This window comes from Magnetospirillum sp. 15-1, assembly GCF_900184795.1.
Taxonomy (GTDB): domain Bacteria; phylum Pseudomonadota; class Alphaproteobacteria; order Rhodospirillales; family Magnetospirillaceae; genus Phaeospirillum.
The window spans coordinates 1-24,719 of record NZ_FXXN01000016.1 but is presented as its reverse complement, the minus strand read 5'-3'; the positions used below and the strand labels follow the sequence as shown (position 1 = coordinate 24,719).

The window sequence follows — 24,719 nt, the reverse complement described above, 5'->3', positions numbered from 1 at the left end:
CTTGTTTTGCCCGCCACGCCCCCCTAGGTATAAAAGGGTGCTGCGGGCTGTCGGTGTTGCTTTCGATGCGCGGGGGACTATCCGACTAAGCCCCGCCCATGCTCGACGGCATGGAAGCTCAATAGACCATTTTTCCGCAGCCATAATGCGCCAGCACCGCCGAAGCGATGGGCCGGTGCAGTTCTTCAGGGAGCGTCATCGAAGGTGCCCAGCGTCCCGCTGGATCGCGGGTGGTGGGCAACTCGACGCCCAAGCGGCCACCACGCAGGCGCGAAACCTTCAGATTGCGGATAATGATCTCGACGCCTGCGATCAGAAGCGACACGTCGGCATGGGCGAGTGTGGTGCCACCCGTTACGGCGACCATGTTTAAGACGGTTACTTCTACGGAAGCCGTCTCGCTCATGGCGCGGCCACCGGGCGCGGGTTGAAGCCTTCCATTTCGCGGATTTCGTTGGCGTCCAAAATCCCGCCATCGGTGGCGATCTTCCAGGCTTGCCACCGTGTGGCCCAGTCGCCTCGGGTCAAGCCGCTCAGGTCGATTTCCAGCCGGTGGGTATCATCCACGAACACAGAGCGCGCAAATTCCGCTTCAATCTTCGTTGCCCAGGTCGCCAAGCTGAACTGTGCGAACCACAGGGCTGCTTGGGCGCTATTGGTGAATGTGTTGTGGGTGTAGTCCTGAACAATCGGCGGCGGCACCTGGAACAAGCGGCACAGTTCCTCGACGCTGAACCGGCGAGAGGCCAACACTTCCGCGTCTTCAGGAGAGACGGACATTGGTTGCCAGTCTGCCCCGTTGTCGAGGATCATGGTTTTCTTGGCGTTGCCGGTGCCTGCATACTTCTGGTTAAAACGCGCTGCCAAGGTGGTGTATTGCGCCTGATCCAAGCGGCTGGCGATTTTCACCACGCCACCGGGCGTTGCTTGGTTCGCCCACATCGACCCGACATATTCCTGAAGACCCAGGGCATTGCCCAGCACTTCCGGGGCACGGGACAGCCGGGAGCGGCCAAGCAAGCCATCGTCGCTCCGGTCCTTGAGGTGGAACACCTCGCTATCCAGATAGCGGCGCGGCTGACCGGTGCCGCCGAATGGTCCAACAATGTGGATCACATCGAACGCCAAGCGGCCCGAAGGCAGCAAGATCACCTGGACATTCTGCCACGGGACGGGACGAAGCGCGGTCGGCTGCCCGGTCCCGTCTGTCTCGATAACCGACAAGGCGTTGCCAAATCGCAGCACCTCGGACACGGTGAACTCCACCCAGTCGGGCCACGTCATATTATGGTTCGGGCGCCGAGTCAGTTTGGCGACGGGGTGTCCCCTGTCCTCTTCACGGCCAGTAGGGAGCACTCGATAACAATAAGCGGGCAGCGAGGCCAGGGCAGAGGAAATAGCCCCCACGCAGGCGAGAACCGTGCTCAGGTTCTCCGAGGTGCGGGCGTTCACCAAGGCACCGGAAGATGCCAAGGTGCCACCGCCAGAGAGCGCGGACCATGAAGGATCAGCCGCGCGACGTTCATAGCCGATGGCACCGGCCAAACGGTCGAGAATGCTCATCGCACGGTCTCCATATAACGCTGTGCCCGTGACAGCGAGGCACCCACAGCGGCGGCGGAACGGGCGTTGATCTCAGTCGCGGAATAGGCGGGAAACGCCTGCACAACGGAAATTTCGATCAGGTCCACCGCCCGCAGTTCCCGCATGTCGCCTTTGGGCCAAGCCTCATCGGTCACGCGGAAACCGAACGACATGCCGCCCAAGTTGCGGGATTCGGCAAGTGCAAGAATGTCGTTGCCCAACGTGGTTGCCGGAACGTCGATTTCAAATTTCAGCCCCTTGGCATCCTCGGACAGCCGAAGCGTGCCCGCACTGGTACGGGCGAGAAGTTGGCCCGGCTGGTGGTCCACCAGGGCGAGAACATCCTTGCCCGCCAGCAGGGACGAACGGAAGGCACCGGGCTTGATGATTTCCTTGAAGCGCCCGATTTGGGCGGGGCTGTTGAAGGTGGCGGCATAGCCCTCAAGCCTGCGGCCACCGGCGGCGCGAAGCTCGAAAGCCCCGCGCCGCTCGATGGTCGCGGCCATTACAGCGTGGCCGCGCTGAAGGATTTGGCGTGGCGAACCGCCGTATCGCAGGTAAGCATGGCCCGGACCTGAACGCCGCCCCTCTTGTAGGCGTCCCCGTAGGGGTTGACCAGAATCGAGAAGGTATCCCAATACCCGATGATCATGTCAGACCACTTGCCGAAAATAAGCGCCGAATCGCTGCCACCGCCAAGGGTGGTGGGAACCAGGGTCGAGGCGATCAGGGGGTAATCCGCCAGCATGTTGCGGCCCTCCATGATCATTTTGGCATCCAGCGCATTGCCGCTGCCGTCCTTAGCCTTTGGCGTCGAACGGAGCGTCTTGCGGACGGACGGATGGGTCAGGAAGGCCGTGCCGTCGCTGTCGGCAACTTCCAGGTCTTCGATGAACTCCAGCACCTTGGCCCAAGTCACGGAAGACAGGTCAACGGAGCCAATGCCCTCGGTCTGAAGGATGCCCAGCGGCTTGCCGACGCCATTTCCGTTGATCGCGGCAAGGTCAACGGCTTCGGCCAACTGAGCGGCCATGTCGGCACGGGTCAGTTGTTCGATGTCGTTCGAGGTCTGCAAGAGCAACTGGCGGGAAATCTCGGTCAGAATGCCAACGTGCTTGGGGGCCATGCTCAGTTGGCCAAACGACTGGTCCGAGTCGTCCAGATCCTGATTTTCACCAACCCACTGGGCCGTGGTGCTCGTGCTGCGCTTGGGAATCGCCACCGGGCCAGTCAGGCCGGAAATGACGGTAGCGCCCAGGCGGGAAGTGACCAGGGACGAACGCAAACGGTCAATGAACAGATCATCACGATGATCGGTGCCCACCAGGAAGCCGCCAGCGGTGCCATTTCCGGCAGTCTGAGCGCGGGTCTCGAACACCTGCATGGGAATAAGGATGCCGTCCCCGGTGTCCCCGGTGCGGCGGCGAAGCTCGGCGGAGATTTCCCGCTCACGCCCACCGTCAATGCCCGGCAGGCCAGCGGCGGCGCCGATGGCACGGACAAGCGAGAAGTTGCGAAGCTCGGCGTCAAGGTGGCGATCAGCATTGCCGGTGATGGCCTGCCCAGCGGCGCGGCGTTCGGCCTCGTCCAAGAGCGTCTGGCGACCCATGCGGGTCTCGACGCCTTCAAGCTCGGTTTTCAGCGTGTCGAACCGGGCTTCCTGCTCGGGCGACAAGTTGGCAGCGCCAGAAGCGTCGGCAAGCGAGCGCATTTCCTTGATGATCTTGGCCCGCTGGTCCTGAAGAGAGCGAATAGACATAGTTAGTTCCTTGCGATGACACGGTTAGTCTCTGGCATACGCCTACAGCAACCGTTTCGCAAGCACTTTCTACTATTAGCTTACTTGATCAATACTAGACAGCGAGGCCAGTGAAAGACCAATCTGCGACAGCTGGCGCACGAGATGCAGCAGAAACAGCCTGAATTGCAGCAACCGCCGGATCAATTCTTCCCCTGGATCGGTTCTTCGCAGGCTTCCTGTTACCCGAAGGGTCCGTATCAACCACCACGTTTGCCACAGCCCAGCGAAGTAGCGGATTCCCGCCGTGCTTTATTTTCGTGTCGAGAACGGCCACCTCGAAAGCCTGAAGGGCAGGACTAGAATCTTTAAATCCTGTTCCCATCGGAGTGAGAGGCAAATACAGCCCTTCGCGTTCCCACGCCGTTTCCAGATCAGCAAGGCCCCAGCGGTCAGACGCGATAGATTGGAGGTCAAGCGCGTTGGTTTTACTGGCAATCCAGGCACCAAGCCATGCGCGATCAATCGCCTTTCCCGGCATTTTCACTATGTGTTTTTGGTTATGCCACAGCCCATAATCTGCCCGGTCTTCGTGGCTCTTTTGGGTCAGCACTTCGCCAGGGATAAAACCCCACACGTCGAGGCGTCCCGTTTCCGGCCAATAAAGACTGAAGGCCGTGAGGTCATTCGCGCCGCTGGAAAGGTCTAACCCGCCATAGCATGGCCCCGATGCCTCAGCCGTGCCGCTGCACGCATCCCATTCATTGGGGCCAATAAATCTATCATCCACGGCAATTTGCTGATTAAGCACGTAGCTTCTAAACGCGCTTTCGAGCGAAGGAATCGCTTGGGCTTGCTTGGCCTGAATGCGAACGTCGTCCAGGTCGCGGAAATCACCCAATGCCGGGTTTGCCATTGCCCAAGTCTTTTCGTCCCAGGGATCGGCATCAATCGGTGCGGAATAAATGACGGAAAAGAATGTCGGATCGTCAACTTGGTTGCCGTATTCAATCAGTTCTTCCAGCGGATTGGCCGGATCAGGCGAGCGGGTGGAAATGCAGACCAACAGCGGCTCACTATGCGCACCTTGCCCGGTGCGCAAAGCGTCGAGAAGATCGCGGCCAAGCCATTGCGCAAGCTCGTCAGCAATAGCGAACGTCGGTGAAAGACCGTGAGCCTTGCGGGCATCAGAAGACAGCGCCGCATAGGTGCTGCCGGTCAGTTCATCTTCAATTGTTTTGTTGTGCGAGCGGAAAACGAGGCGTTCGCTGATTTCCTCGTGAGCATCGGAAAATGCCTTTACTTCATTGAAGATCAAGGCCGCTTGCCCCCGATCAGCAGCAGCAGAGACGACCTGTCCACGAGGAACAGACTCGGGGCCAACCAGATGCACCAGGGCGAGCGCGGCGCAGATTGCAGATTTTCCGTTTTTTCGGCCAAGGGAAATCACGCCCTGCCGAATTTTGCGCTTACCGTTGGCATCGGTCGCGTAAATTTCCTGGATAATTTCCTTTTGCCATGGACGAAGAATGAACGGTTGCCCGGCATTTTTACCGGCTGTAATCGTCAATCCTTCAATGAAACGAATTACCCGTTCAGCACGGCTCAATTTTTCGGCTCGCCAATCTGGCCGCACTGTTATATTTTCGTCAGTAATTTGGGGCGCAGGCGATAATTTTCGCTTTTTTGCACCAGGGCCACGAAGTCCCATTATTCGCCCTCCCCATCAAAAATTCCGAAACTAACTTTTTCTGTGACCCCACATCGGTTTCCGCTCCCAGCCCCGAGCGATTTCCCACTGTTCCACCAATGGCGTGGATCACGCGGACTTCCATCAGCATGGCAACCACGAGCACGAGGCTCAGCACCACGGGAGCGTTGCCCATGACAGTGATGGCATAGGCCACGAAGGTTGCTCATCGCGTCAGAGCCACCACGGCGGCGTTCAACAATGTGGTCAACCTCGGTTGCCTTGGCGCCACAGCCCGGTGTCCTGCACAGGGAATCACGAACCAGCACGGCAGCACGTAGGCGCTTCCAGGTGGCGGATTGATAGAAGGGATCAGCGCTCATCGTTCATTCTCCATATTTCCCCGAAATCCCCGAAATCCCCGAATTCGGGGTGCCCGTTCCCCGAAATCACCGAAGCACCCTATGGGTGCGGGGAATTCGGGGTGCATCCGGGGTCAGGGCAGCCACAACCAGTCCTCGCGCATCACTACGCACTCTCGGTTAATCAAGCCCGTGAGTACTTCCTTGGTTCGGCCCCAAACGCGATCAGGTTCACAGGGGAGGCGTCCCTTTAATGCCTCATGCAAACTGCTCATCGTCACGCAAGGAGTATTGGCAGGTGCGCCACCCTGCCCGGTGTGCGGCGAGGTCTTCAGAATTTCCCGAAGGCAATCGAAGGCAATACGCTGATTACCCCCCTGCGGTCCCTTTGGCTTTGTCTTTGCCGGTGTTCCATCGGGGTGGGGATCAACACAGCAACTGGTAATGACCGTGCCCTCTTCATCCGCCCCAACGATCTTAGGGCGCAAGACAAATGCATGGGTAGCGTCGTCGGCGTCATCCTTGGCTTTGGCGATCTTCCAGCACCGCCGGTCTGAGCCATCGCGCTCGACGACGATTGCCGCATCCAGCGCGGCCAGTAGGGACGAATGCCCCCGCAACCCTTTGCCGGGGTCTTTCCCGGTGTGGTGGACCAGCACCACCAGACCACCCAATGCGTTTTGGATCGTCTTCGCACCGCCGATCATCGCGCCCATATCTGTGCTCGAATTTTCATCGGCACCGGGGGCTGCGTTATTCAGCGTGTCGATGCACACGATACCGCCGCCGCCGTTCACGGCCTGTACGGCTTCAATCAGGGATGCCCGATCAGAAGCGTTGCGTATGTCGAACCCGCCGGACAGCATGAAGCGAAAGGATTCGGGGAGGGTATTATATTTCCCCTCCAGTGCGATCTTGCGCCGACGAATACCGCCCTGTCCTTCCAGGGCGACATAGGTGACAGGGACAGCGCGGCGAACCCGATGCCCGAACCAATCCAGCCCCAGCGCCACGGATGCCAGCATGTCGAGTAGCAAGAAGGACTTGCCCGACATGCTTGGTCCGTACATCGCTGCAATGCCTTGGGCGGGCAAGACGCCCCGGACCAGATCAGGCACGGCGGGCAGATCGTCCACTTGTCGAGAGGTCAGAAGCCGGAAGCGCGGCGGAACCGGAGGCCTGGGGATCAATGTGGACGGGTCGGACTCGGAAAATCCCTCCCAAATCGGCGCTTGCGGTTCATACCTCGCCACGGATCGGACAATCCCCACCACCTCTTCGTCATCTAACGCCGGGTTGCATCTGGTGGCGTTGATGATGCGGATTGCGTCAAGGATGTGCCCGGCAGACATACCGACCTTGCGCAACGCACCGGCCTGCCGGGTCAAGGCGTCATTGCGCCCGCCTTCTTCAATCTTGCCATCTACTGGCAGTGGACGGGATGGTTGCCCCCGGCTACTCGTCGTCAGGTTCAGCAACCACTCGGGCGCAGCGACAGGCGCACAATCCTGCACCACGGTGTATTCGGCACCATCCTCTCGAATGGAACCCGGCATGATCACATACCCACCATCACCGCGCACGTCGAGGCCGGGGCCGATAGCGTTCGCCGAACACCGCACCTCCTGCCCCACAGGCATGGAAAAGATGTAGTGACGCCCGCCACTCGGGGTGCGGTGAATGCGCGTTGACGGCAGTGGGCTATGCGCATTCACCAGGGCAGCGAGCGAAGCTTCGCCGTCCTTGCCCTTGGTCGGATCAACATCCACGTCGAACACCCAAATGCCGCTCTTGGCGCCTGTCGGGCATCCGATCATGGCGCCAAGGTATTGGAGCCACCATGCCTGAATGATTGCCGGGTCGGTCGTGGCATCGTGGAAGCCGTTGGGCGTCAAGGGCCGCTTGGTGGCCGGGTCGCACGGAAAAACCGGCATACCAGCGGCGGCATAGCGAAGCGCGATTTCAACTTGATCCTGGGGGGCGTTTTCGTTATTGTCTGCGCTGGTCAAGTATTTTTTTAGGAGGGGGGCGATTGCAGTCGCCCCTTTTCCATTTTCAGGGCCGATGGCGTTCATTACGCCCCCCTTTATCCTTGTGGCAACCGCACCAGCTATTCCGGTAGACCTTCGGCCATCCTGTGTTCGCCGGTAGTTGCTCATAGGATTTTGGCGGTGCCGCGCGGCACTCGCCAACGCCGCTTATCCCTATGACTGCCGTTTCGTTGTAGTTGCGGCATGTCCCGCAGTTGTCGGCGCGGTCCATCACGCACCCCCAATCGGTCTCGGGATCGGCGCGGGGGTCGGGCGCAGCGGAAGCATGGGCGGGACGGTGGGAAGCATGGGGGCGGTCATTGCGCCAGCACCGACAACTTGGCGATGGCTTCGGTGATGGCGCTGTCACACCAATAGTTCCGCTTGTTGATCTTGATTGGCTGCGGCAACTTGCCGTCTTTCACCCAGCGCCAGAGGGTCATGTCTGAAACGTCACCAAACCTATGCTTAACGGTCTTAGATGTGACCAGGGAATCTGTTTGCATTTGCTTATCCTCATCGGACGTTAACGATGAGGTGAAGATGATCCACGAGGCATATCAAGTCAAAACAAAGTAATTGACGGACCAAGAGAATAGAGTTATAGAGTTATTGTCACGCCCAAACAATAAGCGAAAACAACAGCCAGAAAGCCCAATGAATACTGGCGATCTGGCTCTTACCCCTCCCTTAGTGTGCGGCTTGTTGCATATCAGCCATGCGCGACACGCATATCAGCGGGCCAACGACATGACGTATTCCGACCATGCCTCAAGTGCCCGGCGCTTCTCTGGGAGGTAGGTGGCGCGGTTGTAGATACCAGCCACACCGGCCTTGTGGCCCGAAATATGGTTCAGCACCGCCTCAACAATGTGCGGCTGAACCCCAAGGTCTTCGATCATGCGAGTCGCTGCGGTGCGGCGCAAATCGTGGAACGTCCAGCCTTCCATTGGATCTGCGCGGCCAGCCTCTTCTCGTTTCTCAGCAATCGCCGTGTCCAGCCGCGCTTTCACCTTGCTGTACCCGGTCACATAGGTTTTGCCGGTCGTGGTGAACACAAAGGGGCATAAATCAACCGGGTTTACCGACTTCAGCAGTTTGACGGCTTGAGGGGAGAGGGGGATAAGGTTCGGCAGGCCGTTCTTGGTCCTCTCGGCTGGCAGGCTCCACACAGGGTCTTCACCCTCTAGCGTGATTTCGGACCATCGCATACCCGCCACCTCGTCGCGCCGTTGCGCGGTCAGCAGCAGCAGTTTGACCATCGGCGCGAACACCCCGCCTTCCTTGTCCAGCGCGGCCCAAACCTCGGAGATTTCGCCAACGGAAAGGACGCGCTCCCGCCTAGTGCTTTCGGACGGCGGCTTAACATGGTCAGTCGGCGCGTTGTCGAGAATCCCCCGTTCGACGCACCATCCAAAAAATCGCTTCAGGTAAGCCAGACTACGGTTTGCCTGGATCGGGAATCCCTGAGCAATAATGTCGTCAATCAAAGCATGTACGTCGCGCCGCGAAATGCTTGTAATTGGCCGCTCTGCCCACGCTCTGGTCCACTTGCCTTGCAGGGTTCCTACATATGCTTCAGCCGTTTTCGCTGCCAGTCCTTTTCGTTGGACGTATTTCGCCAGGAAGTCAGCCGCTATCGCCGCGAAACTATTACGGCTATCCTCTTCCAGCTTCTCGCGCTCGACCTTCGCGGCGTTCTTGGGGTCTTCACCAGCGGCAGCCAGCGCCAGCGCATCCCGTGCCGCCGCGCGGGCATCAGCAAGGGACATATCGGGGTAACGGCCCACCACGCGCCGCGTCTGGGTCCACTTGCCCACCTTCAGGACGCGGGCTTGAACCATCCACGTTTTGGTTCCGCCGAAACTGACACGCAGGCCAAAGCCCGGAGTCAGCGCATCCCAGTAATCCACCTGCCGTTGCTCAGGGGAGGGGAGTTTGATACGCTGCACGGCGGCATCGGTCAGTTTCATTTTCGGCATCGTGCGCTCCGTCTGTAGGCACCCATAGGCACCAATAGGCACCAAAAACTAGTGGTTATGGGGTGGTGCCTATTGTTAGCAACAATGCCTAACATTAGCCTTCAAAGCGGCAGGCCGCAAGGCATTCATGGGGATGGGAGCACATGACTTGTTATAACAAGATATGGCGGTTTTTATGATTTGTAATCAGGGGGTCGCGGGTTCGAATCCTGCAACCGGCACCAGAACGCGAGAAAGGAGGGCAGGCCGTCGGGCCTGCCCTCTTTTTTCAGTCCACTGAAAATCCGGATTTATTTCCTCGGATGATCGATGAATTCGACGGCGCTGGGCTTGACCTCGTCGTCCTTGGGCGTGGCTGTCCCGTGCCCCTCCACCTCCTGCGGCTTGGTCGCCGGGGTTTCCGAAGCAGTGGACGATGCCGGGGCGGGCGGTGTCGGGGTGGATGCCGCTCCGCCGGCCGCCGGTCCCGGCTGGGACGCGCGGGTATCCCTCTGCCCGTTCTCCGAGGCCTGGATCGAGGCGGCGCGGAACTGGCGGTACAGACTGCGGATCGCCGCATATTCATCGATGGAGGTGCGCCGGATCTCCTTCAGGGCATCCAGGTGCTCGGTCCGGGTATCGAGGGTATCCAGACCCATATTGACGTTGTTGATCACCCCCAGCCCCTGGGAGGCGAATATGGCGCCCGAGGGTTCGGCGAAGTAGTCGGCGACCCGCGCCGCGCCGTCGCGCAGGCTGGACGGGCCGAAGAACGGCAGCATCAGATAGGGACCCTCGTCCACTCCCCACACGGCGAAAGTGACGCCCATGTCGGTCTTGTGGCGCTTGGCCCCGCCGCTCTCGGCGACCACGTCCCGGGTTCCCAGGGCGCCGAAGGTGGAATTGATGAAGAAGCGGCCCAGCGCGTCGGCGGCGGCGGCGGGATTGCCCTGCAGCAGGTCGTGGCCGGCGGTGTAGGGCTCCTGCAGATTGGCCAGCAGGTTGTGGATGGCCAGACGCAGCCAGTCGGGCATGGTATCGTGATATGCCTGGGCGACGGGCTCGGCCACGTTGCTGTCCAGGAACATGTTGACGTCGTAGATGGCCCGGTTGGTAGGCTCCAGCGGATCGTTGACGGCCTCGGCCTCGGCGCGGTCCTCGGGGTCCTCGGGCAGGGTGGCACAGGCCGCCACCATCGAGACCGCCATGGCCGCCGCCACGGAAAGCAGACGACGCCTCATATCGCAAAACCTCCAACCCATGAAACCCCCGGCCGGTGTGATCAGGCCGTCCCGGCGCGCATAATATCCACTGTTGCGGGGAGGTCAAACGTCATATCAAGACGGCAGATCCACCGCAAAGACAGAGCCGCGCCCAAAGACCGAATGGACGGAAACCGAGATTCCCAGGATTCGGGCGATTCTATCGACAATGGCCAAACCCAGTCCCAGTCCTTCATCGGCACGGCGCGTCGGATTGTTCAACTGGTAGAGCTCTTCGAAAATAAATGGCAGGTTCTCTTCGGCGATACCGATGCCGCTGTCCCAGACTTCGATACGGATGCGTCCGTTGCGGCGGCGGCATCCCACCACCACCCCGCCCCGCTCCGTATAGCGCACGGCGTTGGACACCAGATTGCCCAGCAGCCGCTCCATCAAGGTGGCGTCGCTTTCGCAGACCAGGCTGGTCTTGACCACCCGCAGGCGCAGCCCCTTCTGCTCGGCGGTGGGGCGGCTGGCCGCCGCCACCTGATCGAGCAGGTCCCCCAGGGCGATGGAACCGCGGGTCACCGTCATGCCGCCGGCATCCAGACGCGACATGCTGAGCAGCGCCTTGAGCTGGCGCGACAGCTGATTGGCGCATTGCTTGGCCTTGATGCCGGGCTCCGGCTGGCGTTCGGCCAGAATGGCGCAGTAAATCTGCAACGCCTGCATGGGCTGGCTGAGGTCGTGGCTGGCGGCGGCCAGGAAGCGCGACTTGGAGGCGTAGGCCCGCTCGGCCGCCTCCTTGGCCAGACGCAGTTCCAGTTCGGTCTGCTTGCGATCGGTGATATCGATGGCGGCGCAGATCAGGCCGATGGTCTCGCCCCGCGCGTCATAGAGCCGCCGGGCGATCAGGTCGAAGTATTGCGGCCGGCTCATGATCAGGCTTTGGACCTGCACGTCGCGCCGCACCGAGATGCCGGTCTCGATCACGCCGCGATAGATGGCGCACAGCATGTCGGCGGTCTCGCGGGTGAAGATATCGTACTCGGTCTTGCCGATCAGGTCGGCATCGCCAAAGCCCACGTGGCAGGAATGGGCCCAGGTATAGCGCAGGTCCATGTCCAGGGTGAAGGCCACCGAGGTGCCCAGTTCCATGGCCAGACGGAAGCGCTGTTCGCTCTCGGCCAGGGTTTCCAGCGAGACGTCCAACTGGCGCCCCAGGAACTCGGCCAGACGCTCGGTCAGGGATTGCTTGGCGGCGTGGGCCTGTTCCAGGCGCGACGTGGCCTCGCGCAGGCGGACCTTGGAATCCACCAGATCGGAGATCTCGGCGAAGGTGACCAGCACCGCCTCGGATCGGCCGGCATCCACGGCGATGGGCTGGGCCCGCATGCGCAGCCACACCCGGTCCCGTCCCCGGCGGATTCCCATTATCATGGGGCCGGCCGGCCGGCGGGTCCTCAGGGCGATGGCGGCGGGATGGTCGGCATTGCCCAGCGGCGCGCCGTCCAGATCGGTGACGTCCCAGTCCTCCACGCAGCAGGTCCGGCCGATCAGGTCGTCGGGGCTGTGGCCGAGGATGTCCGACGCGGCGGCGTTGGCGTAGATGATGCTGCGCGTGGAATCCTGCACCACCACCCCCTCGGCCATGGTGGCGAGCAAGGTCTGGTGAAAATCGGCGGTAACGGGAGACGGCTGCACGTTTGCCTCTTAAGGCGAAAGACCGGCCGGAATTAGGCCGCCTCGCGACAAGATGCGTCAAGCCCCGATGAAGCGGGCCGGGCGGCGTTCGACAAAGGCGGCCATGCCCTCCCGCCGGTCATGGGTGGCGAAGGTGCGGTGGAACTGGCGCCGCTCGAAGGCCAGCCCCTCCTTCAGCCCCGGCTCGAAGGCCCGCAGCACCGATTGCTTGACCATGGCGAGAATGGCGGGCGACAGCCCGGCCAGCCTTCGCGCCACACCCAGGGCCTCGTCCATCAGGCGTTCGGCGGGCACCACCCGCGAGACCAGACCGCACCGCTCGGCCTCGGCGGCATCCATGCGCCGGCCGGTGAGCAGCAGGTCCATGGCCTTGTGCTTGCCGACGGTACGCGGCAGACGCTGGCTGCCTCCCGCCCCCGGCATGGTGCCCACGGTGATTTCCGGGTGGCCGAACCAGGCATTGTCGGCGGCGATGACGATATCGCACATCTCCACCAGTTCACAGCCACCCCCCAGGGCGTAGCCGTCCACCGCCACCACCACCGGCTTGGTCATCCGGCCCAGGCGGGGACAGCAGCCGGAGAAATCGGTCGCCCTCACCTCGGCCTCGGTCAGCGGCAGCATTTCCTTCAGGTCGGCTCCGGCGGCGAAATCGCCGCCCGCCCCGCGCAGCAGCACCACCCGCGTGGCGTCGTCCACCTCGGCATCATCCAACACTCCCTCCAGCGCCAGGGTCAGCGCCAGGGACAGGGCGTTGCGCGCCTCCGGCCGGTCGAGGGTGAGAATGGTCACCGCCCCATCTTGCTCAACCCGGATCATGACGTTTCCTCCGCTCCCATGACGACGGATCAGCCTACCACCCGCCACGGACCGGTTCAGGCGCAACCTGTTCATCCAAGCCGGCACGGCGTTCACCCGAGCGAAACAATATGTTGAGAAAGGGGGTGATTGTCGCCGAACGCCCAGGAGCCCAGAGTGAAGGCCACCGAACGCCGCGACCGTACGCTGCCGTCTGGCAGCCGGCCGGCGGTTGCACCATATGCAAGCGGCATCGTCCCGCATCCGTGTCATCCGCCACTCCATCCACGAGGCATCCTATGAAGCTCGCAACCACCGTCCTGTTGGCCGCCGCCATCGCCGTCGCCGCCCCCGCCGCCCGGGCGGAACTCAGTCCCGACCCGGCCAAGCTCGAGGGCGGCCAGTTCGCAGTGGACAAGACCCACGCCAGGATCATCTTCTCGTTTTCCCATTTCGGCGTGTCCACGTCGTACGGCCAGTTCACCGATTTCGACGCCAAGCTGAATTTCGACGCCAAGGCCCCCGCCAAGAGCGCCGTCGAGGTCGCCATCAACATGGACGGCATCTCCACCAACGTTCCCAAGCTGGACGCCCACCTGAAGACGGGTGATTTCTTCGATGTCGCCGCCTTCCCCACCGCCAGCTTCAAGAGCACCTCGGTCGAGGTCACCGGCCCCGACACCGGCAAGATCACCGGCAACCTGACCGTGCACGGCGTCACCCGGCCGGTGGTCCTGGACGCCACCTTCAACGCCGGCGGCGTGCATCCCATGACCCAGAAATACGTGGTCGGCTTCAACGCCAAGGGCCAGATCAAGCGCAGTGAATTCGGCGTCGGCCGCTATGCTCCCAATGTGGGCGACGACGTGACGCTGACCATCAGCGCCGAATTCGTCCGGCAATAAGTCGGTCCGGCATGACCGCGCGGAACCGCTACGATGCCGTCGCCGTGGGCCTGCACTGGCTCATGGCGGCGGCCATCCTCGCCCTGCTGGGCCTGGGCTTCGTCATGACCGGGCTCAAGCCGGGCTCGCCCCTGCAATTCAAGCTGTACCAGTTGCACAAATCGGTGGGGGTGCTGGTGTTCGGGCTGGCGGTGCTGCGTCTGGGCTGGCGCCTCGGCCATCAGCCCCCGCCGCTGCCCGCCGCCATGGGACCGGGCGAGCGCCTGCTGGCCCATGCCGGGCACTGGGCGCTCTACGGCCTGATGCTGGGCCTGCCGCTGGCCGGCTGGGCGGTGGTCTCCACCTCGCCCTACAACATTCCGACCATCCTGTTCGGCGTGGTCGACCTGCCCCATCTGCCCCTGCCCCGCGATCTCAACGCCCTGGCCAAGGGTACCCACATGATCGGCGCCTGGCTGCTGATCGCCACCCTGATGGGTCACGTGACCGCCGCCCTTCGCCACCATTTCGTCCTCCGGGACGACGTGCTGGTCCGCATGCTGCCCCGTTTCGGGAGAGAATGATGAAAGCCTTTGCCTGCATCCCCCTGATCGCCGCCCTGCTGTGGGGTGGTACCGCCAGCGCCGCCGAATGGAATGTCGATGCCGCCAGGAGCCGCCTCGGCTTCGTCGGCAGCCAGGGCGGCAGTCCGTTCGAGGGCAAGTTCACCCGCTGGAGCGCCAGGATCGACTACGACCCGGCCAAGCCCGAAGCCGCCAAGGTGACGGTGGACATCGACATGGCCAGCGCCCAGACCGGCGACGCCCAGAAGGACCAGTCGCTGCCCGGCGCCGAATGGTTCGACACCAAGGCCTTCCCCAAGGCCCGTTTCGAGGCCGCCGGCTTCAAGACCAAGGGCGCCAACGCCTTCGAGACGCCCGGCACCCTGACCATCCGCGGCATGGGCAAAAGTGTCGTCCTGCCCTTCACCCTGGACCTCACCAGCGGCCAGGCCCACGCCAAGGGCCGCCTGGACATCGTCCGCACCGATTTCGGTGTTGGCCAGGGCGAGTGGAAGTCAGGCGACATGGTGGCGCTGCAAGTAGCGGTGACCTTCGATCTTGAGGCAGTCGCCAAACCGTAATCGCTGCGATATCCCGACCCGAAACAGTCATCCCGCCGTCACGGAACCGTCGCACTCCGCCGCTATTCTCCGCCCGCCAACAGAGCATGGAGAACAGAGTGTCGGGTGAGAAGGCCATGCGGCGGGAATGCCGGGATTGCACCTACTGGACCGGATGGAGCTGCTCCATCGGCGACGTCTGCCAGGAGAAAAAAGAAGGTCGCGGATGCGATTTCTTCATCCGCGACAGTCTGCGATACGCCTTCTTCGCGAAGGTCTGATACTGGAGATCGGCCACCCGTTGACGGTGGGCGGGAAATTCTCGTCCTCTGCCGATCGGCGCCACCGGATACGCATCAGCGTCGCCATTGGTCTCCCTGGTGATAATACTTACATACTAACGGAGTATAGTCAAGAGCCAGGGAGGTAGGTTTCTGCGCCGTTGTGCCCATGGACAAGCCCACCGAAGCGTGCCTACCATTGAATATGAGTGAAATGTACATCTAAAGGGGCCGCATGCTTCCTGGCTCCTCCAAACCGCCCATATCCGGCTCCGTTCCCGCCTCCGGCTCCATCAAGGTCATGCTGGTCGACGATTCCGCCATCGTCCGCAGCCTGGTGGGCCGCATCCTGGCCGAGGAGCCGGCGATCACGGTGGCGGCCCAGGCCTCCAACGGCGAACAGGCCATCGCCGCCCTGGCCCGCACGCCGGTGGACGTGGTGGTGCTGGACATCGAGATGCCGGTCATGGATGGGCTGACCGCCCTGCCCGGCATCCTGAAGGCGGTACCGGGCGTCAAGGTGATCATGCTGTCGTCGCTGACCCAGCGGGGCGCCACCGTCACCTTTCAGGCGCTGCGGGCCGGCGCCGCCGACTATATCCCCAAGCCCTCGGCCGGCGCCGATGCCGGCTTCAAGCGCGAACTGATCGACAAGATCAAGAGCCTCGCCGCCCGCAAGCTGCGCCCCGCCACCCCCGCCGCCACCACCCGGCCGGCCGCCGCCATCCCCCCCGTCCCGCCACCATCCCGCCATCCGGCCCGGTGGAAGTGCTGGCCATCGGCTCGTCGACCGGCGGGCCGCAGGCGCTGTTCGATATCTTCGCCAAGCTGCGCACCATCAAGCCCCGGATACCGATCCTGATCACCCAACACATGCCGCCCACCTTCACCGGCATCCTGGCCGAGCATATCGCCCAGACCAGCGGCCTGCCCTCGGCCGAGGGCAAGGATGGCGAAAAGATCGTCGCCGGCCGGGTCTATGTCGCTCCCGGCGGCAAGCACATGCTGGCCGAGCGCAAGGGCGGCGAATTGCTGATCAAGCTGTCGGACGCCCCGCCCGAGAATTTCTGCAAGCCGGCGGTGGACCCCATGTTCCGCAGCATCTCCGCCATCTGGGGCAACCGGGCCGCGGCGGTGGTACTGACCGGCATGGGCACCGACGGGGCCAAGGGCGGCCGGGTGCTGGCCGAGGCCGGCGGCCAGCTCTATGCCCAGGACGAGGCGACCTGCGTGGTCTACGGCATGCCGGCCGCCGTCGCCCAGACCGGGCTGTGCAAGGCCATCCTGCCGCTGGGCGAGATGGGCGACCTGATCCGCAAGCTGGTGAGCTGACCCCTACAGGTCCAACACCCGCCCCACCGCCGCCAGGGAGCGTTCCCACAGACCGGCCAGTTCCTCCGCCTGGGCGGGGGTGTCCGGGTCTTCGGCCCGCGCCGCGTCCTCCACCGCGCGGCATTTGGCGGCCAACGGCATCAGATGGAGGCTGGAGGCGGCGCTGGCCATGCGATGGGCCAGTTGCCCGGCCTCGGCCAGCCGCCCGGCCTGGGCGTGGCTGCGCAGGGCGGCGAGGTCGGCCGAGGACGACGAGCGGAACAGTTCCACCAGCCCGATCAAACGGTCGCGGCCGAGATCGCCCATATCCGACAGCAGACCGGCCACCTCCACCAGTTTGGGCTCGGGCTCGCTCGGCGGCGGCGCGCCGCCCAGGCCGGCCAGCAGGCGCCCGATATCGTCGAACCGGAACGGCTTGGCGAGACAGTCGAGAATACCCGCCTCGCGCCAGCGCGCCTCGTCCTCCTTCACCGGATTGGCGGTCAGCAGGTAGAGAGGCACCTTGCCGTCGTCGCCGGGCAGGGCGCGAATGGCCCTGGCGGTCGCGATGCCGTCCATGCCGGGCATGCGCATGTCGAGCAGCACCAGATCGAAGCCGCCCCGCGCCGCCGCCTCGACGGCCTCGTAGCCGTCACGGACGCACACCACCTGATGGCCGCGCCGCTCCAGCAGCCCGGCGGCCACCTCGCGGTTGACCTCGTTGTCGTCCACCAGCAGGACGCGACAGGGCCGCTCCGCCGCCGCCGCTCGGTCGGCGGACGGGGCTTCGGCCGGCGCCAGCGGCAGGTCGACGCGGAAGGTGGTGCCCTGGCCCGGCAGACTGTCATAGCCGATGACGCCCCCCATCAGGTCGACCAGGCGCTTGCAGATGGACAGCCCCAGACCGGCGCCGGCGAAGCGCCGGGCGGCACCGCTGTCGCCCTGCCAGAATTCGGTGAACAGTTGCGCCCCGATCTCGGGCTCGATGCCGATGCCGGAATCCTTGACCAGGAAGCGCAGCACCTGCCCCTCCTGGGTAGCCAGGGGTTCGACGCCGATCTCCACGCCGCCGCGATCGGTGAACTTGATGGCGTTACCCACCAGATTGAACAGAATCTGCCGCAAGCGCAGGCGGTCGCCCGCCACCTGCCGGCGCACCCCCGCGCCAAAGCGGCAGGACAGCGCCAGATCCTTTTCGGCGGCGCGCGACGCCAGTACCAGCCGCACCTCCTCGATGGTGTCGAGCACGTCGAAGGGCTCGATCGCCAAGGTCATGCCCTCGGCGTCGAGGCGGGCGAAATCCAGGATGTCGTTGACCAGCCCCAGCAGCAATTCCCCCGACGAGACCAGGGTCTCGGCGAAGGCCTTCTGCCGCTGGTCGAGGCCGCTTTCCAGCAGCAGGCGCGCCATGCCCAGCACGCCGTTGAGCGGGGTGCGGATCTCGTGGCCCATCATGGCCAGAAACACCGATTTGGCCCGCGCCGCCTGTTCGGCGCTGTCGCGGGCCTCGCGCAGCACTTCCTCGCCGATCTTGCGCTCGATGGCGTAGCGCACCACGCGCGACAGGATGAAGGCGTCACCCAGACCCTTGACCAGATAGTCCTGGGCACCGCGCTTCAACGCCTCCAGGGCGATGGCGTCGTCGTCGTTGCCGGTCAGCACCACCACCGGCAGACGGGGCGCCGCCTGGGTCAGGGCGTCCAGGGTGGCGATGCCCGCCGAATCCGGCACCCCCAAATCGGCCAGCACCACGTCGAAGGCGATGCTGGGGTCGGACAGACGCTCCACCGCCTGGGCAAGACGGCCCACCACGGTGACCTCGAACGGCGGCGTCTTGACCCGGCGCAGCATCTGGCCCACCAGCCGGGCGTCGGCGGGATCGTCCTCCAGCAGCAGGACCCGGATGGGAGGAGCGCTCATGTGGGCAATTGGGCGGTGCCGAACCAGAAATCCTCGATGGAATGGATGGCCGCGGTGAAGGCCTCCACATCCATGGGCTTGGACACGTAGCTGCTGGCCCCCAGGGCATAGGCCTTCTTGATGTCACGTTCGGCCCCCGAGGTGGAGAGGATCACCACCGGAATGGAGGCAAGCGTGGTGTCGGCCCGGATTTCCTCGAGGATTTCATGGCCGTTGCGGCCCGGCAGGTTGAGGTCGAGCAGGATCAGATCGGGGCGCGGCGCCTGGCCGTGCACGGCGCTCTGGCGCAGGAACTCCATGGCCTCGCCACCGTCCTTGACGTGATGGAGGCGGCAGACATGGCGCGACCGCCGGAGCGCGATGCGAACCAGACCGGCATCACCCGGGTCGTCCTCGACCAGCAGGATGTCGTGAATATCCTTGGAAGCCACGTCGCCGCCTTGATGTTTCGGTCCTGACATAGACCCTGTATCAATTCACCGGCCGGCGCAAGACCCCGCAGCCTTTCAACCTTCCGGTTCGGTCTGTCGGGGACCCTTGGGCCAATTGAAGGCCAGCACCGCCCCCGGCCCCTCCTGGGGCTCGACCCGGATGGTGCCGCCGTGACGGTCGACGATCTTCTTGACGATGGCCAGCCCGACGCCGGTGCCTTCGTACTCGTCGCGGGCGTGGAGGCGCTGAAAGATGCCGAAGACCCGCTCGGCATGCTCGGGGGGAATGCCGATGCCGTTGTCGCGAACCCGGAACAACCACTCGCCGCCCGCGTCCTCGCACTCCACCGACACCAGGGCCGGCTGGTCGGGACGGCGGTATTTCAGCGCGTTGCCGATAAGATTGAGGAACAGACGCTCCATCTCGCCGCGATCCCCGTAAAGGGTGGGCAGCCCCGGAGCCACCACCACGCGGGCGTCGGCATCCTCGATCTCGATCTGCAGGTCGAGCAGGGCGGATTCCACCGCCTCGGCCACCGCGAACGGCGCATCGCCGATGACCCGGCCCACCCGCGAATAGGCCAGCAGGTCGGTGATCAGCCGATCCATGCGCCGAACGCCGTCGCGGACGAAGCCCATGTATTCCAGGGACTCGCCGCCCAGACTGCCCATCAGTTCCTCTTCCAGCAGCGAGACGTAACTGCCCACCACCCGGAGCGGCTGGCGCAGATCGTGGGAAGCCACATAGGCGAACTGCTCCAGTTCCTCGTTGGAACGCCACAATTCGCGGATCAGGCCATCCAGTTCGTTTTCCAGACGCTTGCGTTCGGTGATGTCCTGAAGAGTGCCCTCCAGGCGCACCGGCCGACCGGCCGCGTCGCACGACACCTCGATCCGGCCGTGCAGCATCCGTACCTCGCCATCGGGACGGATGATGCGGAAGTCATCCTCGCGCCGGCCGCCCTCGGCGCAAAGCTGGCGCAGAATCCCGGCGACCTCGACACGATCACCGGGATGGACCACCTCGAGAAACACCTCATGCGAGGGAACGCAGCTACCCGGTACCAACCCGAGAATGGCGTGGAATTCGTCGGACCAGATGCCCACCCCGGTCAGCAGGTCGCGCTCGGCACTGCCCAGTTGCGCGCCCCGTTCGGCATTGGCCACCAGGGTGCGACCGCGCTGCTCCACCTCGCGCAGGGAAAGACTGAATTGCCGGGCCAGACCGGCCAGGGCCGCATCAAGCCCCAGGGGGTCGCTCCACCACTCGGTGGCGGCGGATGGCGGCGGGCTGTCCAGGGCGGCCAGACGGCGGTCGACCCGCTGGCCGATGACCAGCCCGGCCAGGAACGACAGCCCCACCAGCAGCGGCACCAGCCCGGCCAGCAGCCAACCCAGGCTGCGGTCGGCCTCGTCCGGCCACAGGCTCCATACCGCGAGGGCCATGATTCCAACCAGGAATGCGGCAAGCGCGGCAAAAAGCAACCCCAGCCGCGCGGCGATACGCTCGCGCGGTCTCGGCATCGTACCGGCCGTGACGTCCGGTGCCCGCAAGACGGCCAACCCCATGAGAACCCCGTCGGCCCACTAGGCCGTAGACTCATTACGCGGCGCACCAAATGCGCAGGGCGACGAGCTTTACGGCGGCGAGGAAATTCCGTGGGTCTTTGTCATAGCGGGTGGCGATCCCCCGGAAGTGTTTGATCTTGTTGAAGAAGCGTTCGACCAGATTGCGCTGGCGATAGACCCAGGCGGAAAAGGCGAAGGTGCCCTTGCGGTTGGACCTGACCGGGATGTTGGCCCAGGTCTTGTTCTTCTCGGCCAAGGCCCGAATGGCGTTGCTGTCATAGCCCTTGTCGGCCAGCAGGGTTGAGCCGTCGCCCAAGGCTCCATCGAGCAAGGCTTCGGCCTCGACGCTGTCGTGGACCTGCCCGGCGGTCAGGCGCAGGGTGACGGGACGGCCTTCCGCATCGACGAGCGCGTGGATTTTGCTGGTGAGCCCCCCACGGGAACGTCCCATGCTGCCATCGTCGAGAGCCCCTTTTTTCCCGTGGCCCCGTGTTGGTGAACGCGGACACAGGTCGAGTCGATCATGATGATGTCGCCATCGTAAGCCTTGGAGATTTCCTCCAGAAGCCGGTCCCAGACGCCCGCCTTGCGCCAGCGGACGAACCGGTTGTAGCAGGTGGTCGATGGGCCGTAGCGCTCGGGAACTTCCGCCCAAGGCGAGCCCGTGCGGAACCGCCACAGGATACCGTTCAGGACCCGACGGTCATCAACCCGAGGCACGCCGCGAGGCTTGTTCGGAAGCAAGGGCTCGATGATCGACCATTCGTGATCCGTCAACTCGTACCGCCGCCGTGCCATCAATGCCCTCCGTGCCAGAGGGAATCGTTGAATCACGACGCGCGACGAAGGGGAAGCCTGTTTATGAGTTTACGGCCTAACCTCGATCTGTTTACTGATGAGGAGTTTCTCGCCGACCCGATGATGACGGAGTGGGGAGGGCCGGCAGGACTGCATCATGGTGCTGCTACGGCTATTCGAGTGCCTTGTGGTGACTTTGTGGTCGTGCAGGTCCAGCGCCGCGAGGGAATGCCCGGATTGGACGACACAGATGTGGCGCGCCTTGACGCCTTTCGACCCCACCTGGCGCGGGCGGGGCTGTTGGCCGTCCGCTGGCGCATGGAGCGGCTCAGGGCGGCGGCGGAAGCCCTGGCCCTAGTCGGTCTACCCGCCGCCGTGTTGGACGCCGGTGGGCGGGTGTTGGCGGCCAACGCCCTGATCGAGGCGCTGTCGAGTCATATGGTTTGGCTGGCCCAAGATCGGGTGGCTTTCATCGACCCGGCGGCTACCAAGCTATTGCGGCAGGCAACAGCTGAACTGAAAAGCCCCGCGACGACGACGGTGCGCTCATTTCCAGCTGGCGGGGTGGATGAACCACCGGTGGTCGCCCATCTGGTGCCGACGACTGGCCAGGCCCGAGACCTCTTTGGCGGTGGTTACGGTATTCTGGTGGTGACGCCGATCTCGATGCCGGTGTCTCCCGACGCCGCTCTCATCCAGGGGCTATTCGACCTTACTCCTGCCGAGGCAAGGGTGGCTGGTGGCATCACGGAAGGCTTGAGCCTCGATCAGATTGCTTCTCGCCATGCGGTTTCTACCGAAACTGTGCGCGCCCAGGCCAAGGCTGTCTATGCGAAGACAGGCACCAGCCGTCAGTCGCAGGTTGCGGCGCTACTGGCAGGTTTGCCGAAAATACAGCGCTGACATCAAGGCGGGTTGGGGTGCCCAGAAGGATGGTCTAGGGCCACGAAAAGAGTGATCAAGCTATCCAAATATTCCACACGGTACGAAATGCTTCGTCCGCACAGATAGCCGATGGAGATGGCTGCTGATTGATCCGCCGGAGATATAACCCGCCGGACCGCTCTCGGCCCTTTCCTGTCGAATGTGGGGCGAGCGCATCCAATATCGGCCCGCCAATCTATTTGGCATATTGGTCGTCCATTTACGGGAATAATGGCGACATCTATCCCCGGTAATGAAGCATGTGCCCAACCACAGGGAACGCCACGTCGATACCGAAGGCAAGGCGTTCTCCATCAGTAATCTCGGTGCATTCGGTGGCGGGGCTGCATCACTACGCCAAAATCTTGGCGCTTCTGTTTAGGGGGTTGATAGCCCATTGGAATTATTTCTTGAGACTCGAATCTCTGATAGCGGAGCGGCCCCGTAAAAATCGGAAGAGTTCGATGCAATTAGCCCGTTCACCGTTGACGCCTCGCATGATCACATTGTTCTGCGAGCGCCGTCTCGCTTCTGTTTTGCCTTCTGATGTCACGTCAGCGCTTCAGAGCTATCTGGTGGCTTTGCTTGCGCGACGGGAGTATCCGCCATACCGAGGCACCCAGATAGATCTGGAAGCTGTTGCTGCCGCCCTTTCAATCGAAGCCATGCCGCTTCGATCCGCAAGGGCACAGTTGGGGCCGATCTTTGATGCCGTATCCCGCTCCGTCGCCGAAGCCGAACTGAGACCTGAAGCGGCCGCTCAGGGTAAAGGGAAGAGGGGCGTCTTACCTCGGAAGTCAGTGGGGAAGCCTCCCAAGGCGGTCGTGGAATTTCCCGAGCCGCTGGAAGGCACTTGGGATGAACCCGATAACTTTGGCGCCGCGTTGCGACTGCATGCAGCTCGGCACGGGGAGACGATCTATCACCTCCATAAGGCTGTCGTCCGGCCGGAGGACGGCATACACCACAGCACGCTGGTTTCCTGGGCGCGAGGGGCGAAGGCGCCCCGCTCGGTGGTCAGTCTCGAGGTTCTTCGCCGGATCGAAAGGCGTTACCGGCTGCCGGAAGGGTATTTTACCGAGAAGGCAGCCAATCCGGTCCGCGCGGCAACCGGCTTTGATCTGGACGATATCCCTGCGTCGGAACGCCGCCGCCTGGCGTGGCATCTTCCTCATGATTTCAACGGTCGGCCGCGTCATGAGCGGGCGGAAATTCTTGACTGGGTTCGTACCGTCGTTATCAGCGGCTCCACGGATTACCGGCGATATCAGGCCGCCGCCATGCGTCAGCACTTTGCGGTTCGCTTCGCCTGCGCCTCCGGCCATCGAGACCGAAGACCGCACCTATCGCATCGGTCCCGGCCGGGACGACGTCTTCCTGCGCCGGGCGGGCGAGGTCATCCTGCCCGAACGCGAGGATCGGGCCTTGCTCGCCCAGGTGCGCCGCACGCTGGGCAGCATGAACTTCGCCGCCCAGTACCAGCAGGATCCGGTGCCGCCCGATGGCAACGCCGTCAAACGGGACTGGATCCGCTATTACGAAAGCGCCCCGGCCGATTTCGACCTGGTCTTGGTCAGTTGGGATACCGCCTCGACCCTGGGCGAGGATAGCGATTACTCCGTCGGCACCGTATGGGGGCTGAAAGGCTCCGATATCTACCTGCTGGATGTCGTGCGGGGCAAACTGGAGGTGCCCGATCTGCGTCGTTGCATTCAGCAGACCAGCCTTCGCCATGACGCTCAGGCCACCTTGGTGGAAGAGACCGATATCGGCCGCGCCCTGGTTCAGGACATGCGGCGGAGCGGCCCGGTGCGGCCGATCCTCACCCGGCCGAGATTCGACAAGGAAGCCCGCCTGCTGGCCCAGGCGGCGAAATTCGAGGCCGGACAGGTGCTGCTGCCGCGCGAGGCCCCCTGGCTGGCCGAGTATCTGGGTGAGTTGTTGGCCTTTCCCAACGGCGCCCACGACGATCAGGTGGATAGCACGTCGCAGGCGCTCAACTGGCTATCGGCCAAGATCGCCGCGGGTCAGCCGCCGACGCGGCGGGTGCCGAAGCGGGCGGTACGGCGTCGTTCCGAAAGCGGCTAACCGGCTTCCCTCTTTGGGGGCTTGCCCCCAATCCCCCATCGGGAGGCGAGGCCTCCCGAACCCGCCCCTTTATTCGGCTCGCAAAACTGGAGGTTTGGAGGCTGTGCCTTCAAACGGGTTCGGGCAGTCGCCCGACCGCGCAGCGGAATCCTGCCAACGCCGCTCCCATGGCCCCGGCAGACCGGCCGGATAAATCCGATCGAACGGCATTGTCTGGCTGGCCGGGTCCGTGGTCAGGAGCGTGAACCAGCGGCCTGGAGCGGCATGGCGATCCAGCACCGCCCGCCAGCGGTCCGGGGCACGGAACCGGGCATGCAGGGC

22 protein-coding genes and 2 pseudogenes are annotated in these 24,719 nt (G+C 63.5%); 7 read left to right on the top strand and 17 right to left on the bottom strand.

The features are described from left to right. Window positions 1-118: 118 nt before the first annotated feature. The 12 genes from CP958_RS02940 to CP958_RS02890 form a co-directional block, all read right to left on the bottom strand. A complete protein-coding gene (locus CP958_RS02940; RefSeq protein WP_141400398.1) occupies window positions 119-406 on the bottom strand; it encodes a hypothetical protein in 288 nt (95 codons plus the stop codon). Continuing rightward, a complete protein-coding gene (locus CP958_RS02935) occupies window positions 403-1,563 on the bottom strand; it encodes a phage portal protein (protein ID WP_096700524.1) in 1,161 nt (386 codons plus the stop codon). The genes CP958_RS02940 and CP958_RS02935 overlap by 4 nt, the downstream gene beginning before the upstream one ends. Continuing rightward, the gene (locus tag CP958_RS02930) at window positions 1,560-2,090 is read right to left on the bottom strand and encodes an HK97 family phage prohead protease (RefSeq protein ID WP_096700523.1); all 531 of its coding nucleotides are present in this window, start codon (window positions 2,088-2,090) and stop codon (window positions 1,560-1,562) included. The genes CP958_RS02935 and CP958_RS02930 overlap by 4 nt, the downstream gene beginning before the upstream one ends. Continuing rightward, entirely contained in the window at window positions 2,090-3,343 is a 1,254-nt protein-coding gene (locus CP958_RS02925) for a phage major capsid protein (protein ID WP_096700522.1), read from the bottom strand. The genes CP958_RS02930 and CP958_RS02925 overlap by 1 nt, the downstream gene beginning before the upstream one ends. Window positions 3,344-3,437: 94 nt before the next feature. Then, window positions 3,438-5,033, bottom strand: coding sequence for a terminase TerL endonuclease subunit (locus tag CP958_RS02920; RefSeq protein ID WP_096700521.1), 1,596 nt, complete (start codon window positions 5,031-5,033; stop codon window positions 3,438-3,440). Next, window positions 4,972-5,229, bottom strand: a complete 258-nt coding sequence (locus CP958_RS26805) for a hypothetical protein (RefSeq protein WP_242442713.1) — start codon at window positions 5,227-5,229, stop codon at window positions 4,972-4,974. The genes CP958_RS02920 and CP958_RS26805 overlap by 62 nt, the downstream gene beginning before the upstream one ends. Window positions 5,230-5,508: 279 nt before the next feature. Next, entirely contained in the window at window positions 5,509-7,449 is a 1,941-nt protein-coding gene (locus tag CP958_RS02910; protein ID WP_170958816.1) for a bifunctional DNA primase/polymerase, read from the bottom strand. Between the two features lie 272 nt (window positions 7,450-7,721). Further along, window positions 7,722-7,910, bottom strand: a complete 189-nt coding sequence (locus CP958_RS25715) for a hypothetical protein (RefSeq protein ID WP_141400397.1) — start codon at window positions 7,908-7,910, stop codon at window positions 7,722-7,724. 228 nt (window positions 7,911-8,138) lie between these two features. Then, window positions 8,139-9,377, bottom strand: coding sequence for a site-specific integrase (locus CP958_RS02905; RefSeq protein ID WP_170958815.1), 1,239 nt, complete (start codon window positions 9,375-9,377; stop codon window positions 8,139-8,141). A gap of 299 nt (window positions 9,378-9,676) precedes the next feature. After that, window positions 9,677-10,606 (bottom strand): VacJ family lipoprotein, encoded by a 930-nt coding sequence (locus tag CP958_RS02900; RefSeq protein ID WP_096700517.1) that lies wholly within the window; start codon window positions 10,604-10,606, stop codon window positions 9,677-9,679. A 96-nt stretch (window positions 10,607-10,702) separates the two neighbouring features. Beyond that, a complete protein-coding gene (locus CP958_RS02895; RefSeq protein WP_096700516.1) occupies window positions 10,703-12,271 on the bottom strand; it encodes an ATP-binding protein in 1,569 nt (522 codons plus the stop codon). Window positions 12,272-12,328: 57 nt separating this feature from the next. Then, window positions 12,329-13,090, bottom strand: coding sequence for an enoyl-CoA hydratase-related protein (locus CP958_RS02890; RefSeq protein ID WP_096700515.1), 762 nt, complete (start codon window positions 13,088-13,090; stop codon window positions 12,329-12,331). 278 nt (window positions 13,091-13,368) lie between these two features. On the opposite strand from CP958_RS02890, the gene CP958_RS02885 reads away from it, so the two are divergent. The 5 genes and pseudogenes from CP958_RS02885 to CP958_RS27465 all read left to right on the top strand — a co-directional run bounded on the left by CP958_RS02885 (window position 13,369) and on the right by CP958_RS27465 (window position 16,689). Further along, window positions 13,369-13,974 carry a YceI family protein gene (locus tag CP958_RS02885; RefSeq protein ID WP_096700514.1) on the top strand — a complete coding sequence of 202 codons (606 nt, stop codon included), beginning with the start codon at window positions 13,369-13,371 and terminating at the stop codon, window positions 13,972-13,974. A gap of 11 nt (window positions 13,975-13,985) precedes the next feature. Further along, the gene (locus CP958_RS02880) at window positions 13,986-14,537 is read left to right on the top strand and encodes a cytochrome b (protein ID WP_096700513.1); all 552 of its coding nucleotides are present in this window, start codon (window positions 13,986-13,988) and stop codon (window positions 14,535-14,537) included. After that, window positions 14,534-15,097: a YceI family protein gene (locus tag CP958_RS02875; protein WP_242442712.1), complete on the top strand. Its 564-nt coding sequence runs from the start codon at window positions 14,534-14,536 to the stop codon at window positions 15,095-15,097. Before CP958_RS02880 ends, CP958_RS02875 begins: the two co-directional genes overlap by 4 nt. Window positions 15,098-15,195: 98 nt before the next feature. Further along, window positions 15,196-15,357: a hypothetical protein gene (locus CP958_RS26215; RefSeq protein WP_170958814.1), complete on the top strand. Its 162-nt coding sequence runs from the start codon at window positions 15,196-15,198 to the stop codon at window positions 15,355-15,357. Window positions 15,358-15,592: 235 nt separating this feature from the next. Beyond that, window positions 15,593-16,689: pseudogene (locus CP958_RS27465) on the top strand (chemotaxis response regulator protein-glutamate methylesterase). A 3-nt stretch (window positions 16,690-16,692) separates the two neighbouring features. On the opposite strand, the gene CP958_RS02865 reads toward CP958_RS27465, so the two are convergent. From CP958_RS02865 to CP958_RS02850, 4 genes and pseudogenes are all read right to left on the bottom strand, one after another. Further along, window positions 16,693-18,588 (bottom strand): response regulator, encoded by a 1,896-nt coding sequence (locus tag CP958_RS02865; protein WP_096700511.1) that lies wholly within the window; start codon window positions 18,586-18,588, stop codon window positions 16,693-16,695. Beyond that, window positions 18,585-19,019 (bottom strand): response regulator, encoded by a 435-nt coding sequence (locus tag CP958_RS02860; protein ID WP_096700510.1) that lies wholly within the window; start codon window positions 19,017-19,019, stop codon window positions 18,585-18,587. Before CP958_RS02860 ends, CP958_RS02865 begins: the two co-directional genes overlap by 4 nt. A 75-nt stretch (window positions 19,020-19,094) precedes the next feature. After that, window positions 19,095-20,465 carry a PAS domain-containing sensor histidine kinase gene (locus tag CP958_RS02855; protein WP_242442709.1) on the bottom strand — a complete coding sequence of 457 codons (1,371 nt, stop codon included), beginning with the start codon at window positions 20,463-20,465 and terminating at the stop codon, window positions 19,095-19,097. Window positions 20,466-20,622: 157 nt separating this feature from the next. After that, a pseudogene (locus CP958_RS02850) lies at window positions 20,623-21,386 on the bottom strand (IS5 family transposase). A 63-nt stretch (window positions 21,387-21,449) separates the two neighbouring features. On the opposite strand from CP958_RS02850, the gene CP958_RS02845 reads away from it, so the two are divergent. Beyond that, window positions 21,450-22,289 carry a helix-turn-helix transcriptional regulator gene (locus tag CP958_RS02845; protein WP_096700508.1) on the top strand — a complete coding sequence of 280 codons (840 nt, stop codon included), beginning with the start codon at window positions 21,450-21,452 and terminating at the stop codon, window positions 22,287-22,289. A gap of 1,314 nt (window positions 22,290-23,603) precedes the next feature. Then, a complete protein-coding gene (gene terL, locus CP958_RS02835; protein WP_170958812.1) occupies window positions 23,604-24,398 on the top strand; it encodes a phage terminase large subunit in 795 nt (264 codons plus the stop codon). Window positions 24,399-24,467: 69 nt separating this feature from the next. Here the strand turns inward: terL and CP958_RS26720 are convergent. Beyond that, the coding region (locus tag CP958_RS26720; RefSeq protein ID WP_206780789.1) for a hypothetical protein at window positions 24,468-24,719 on the bottom strand (252 nt) is incomplete at its 5' end.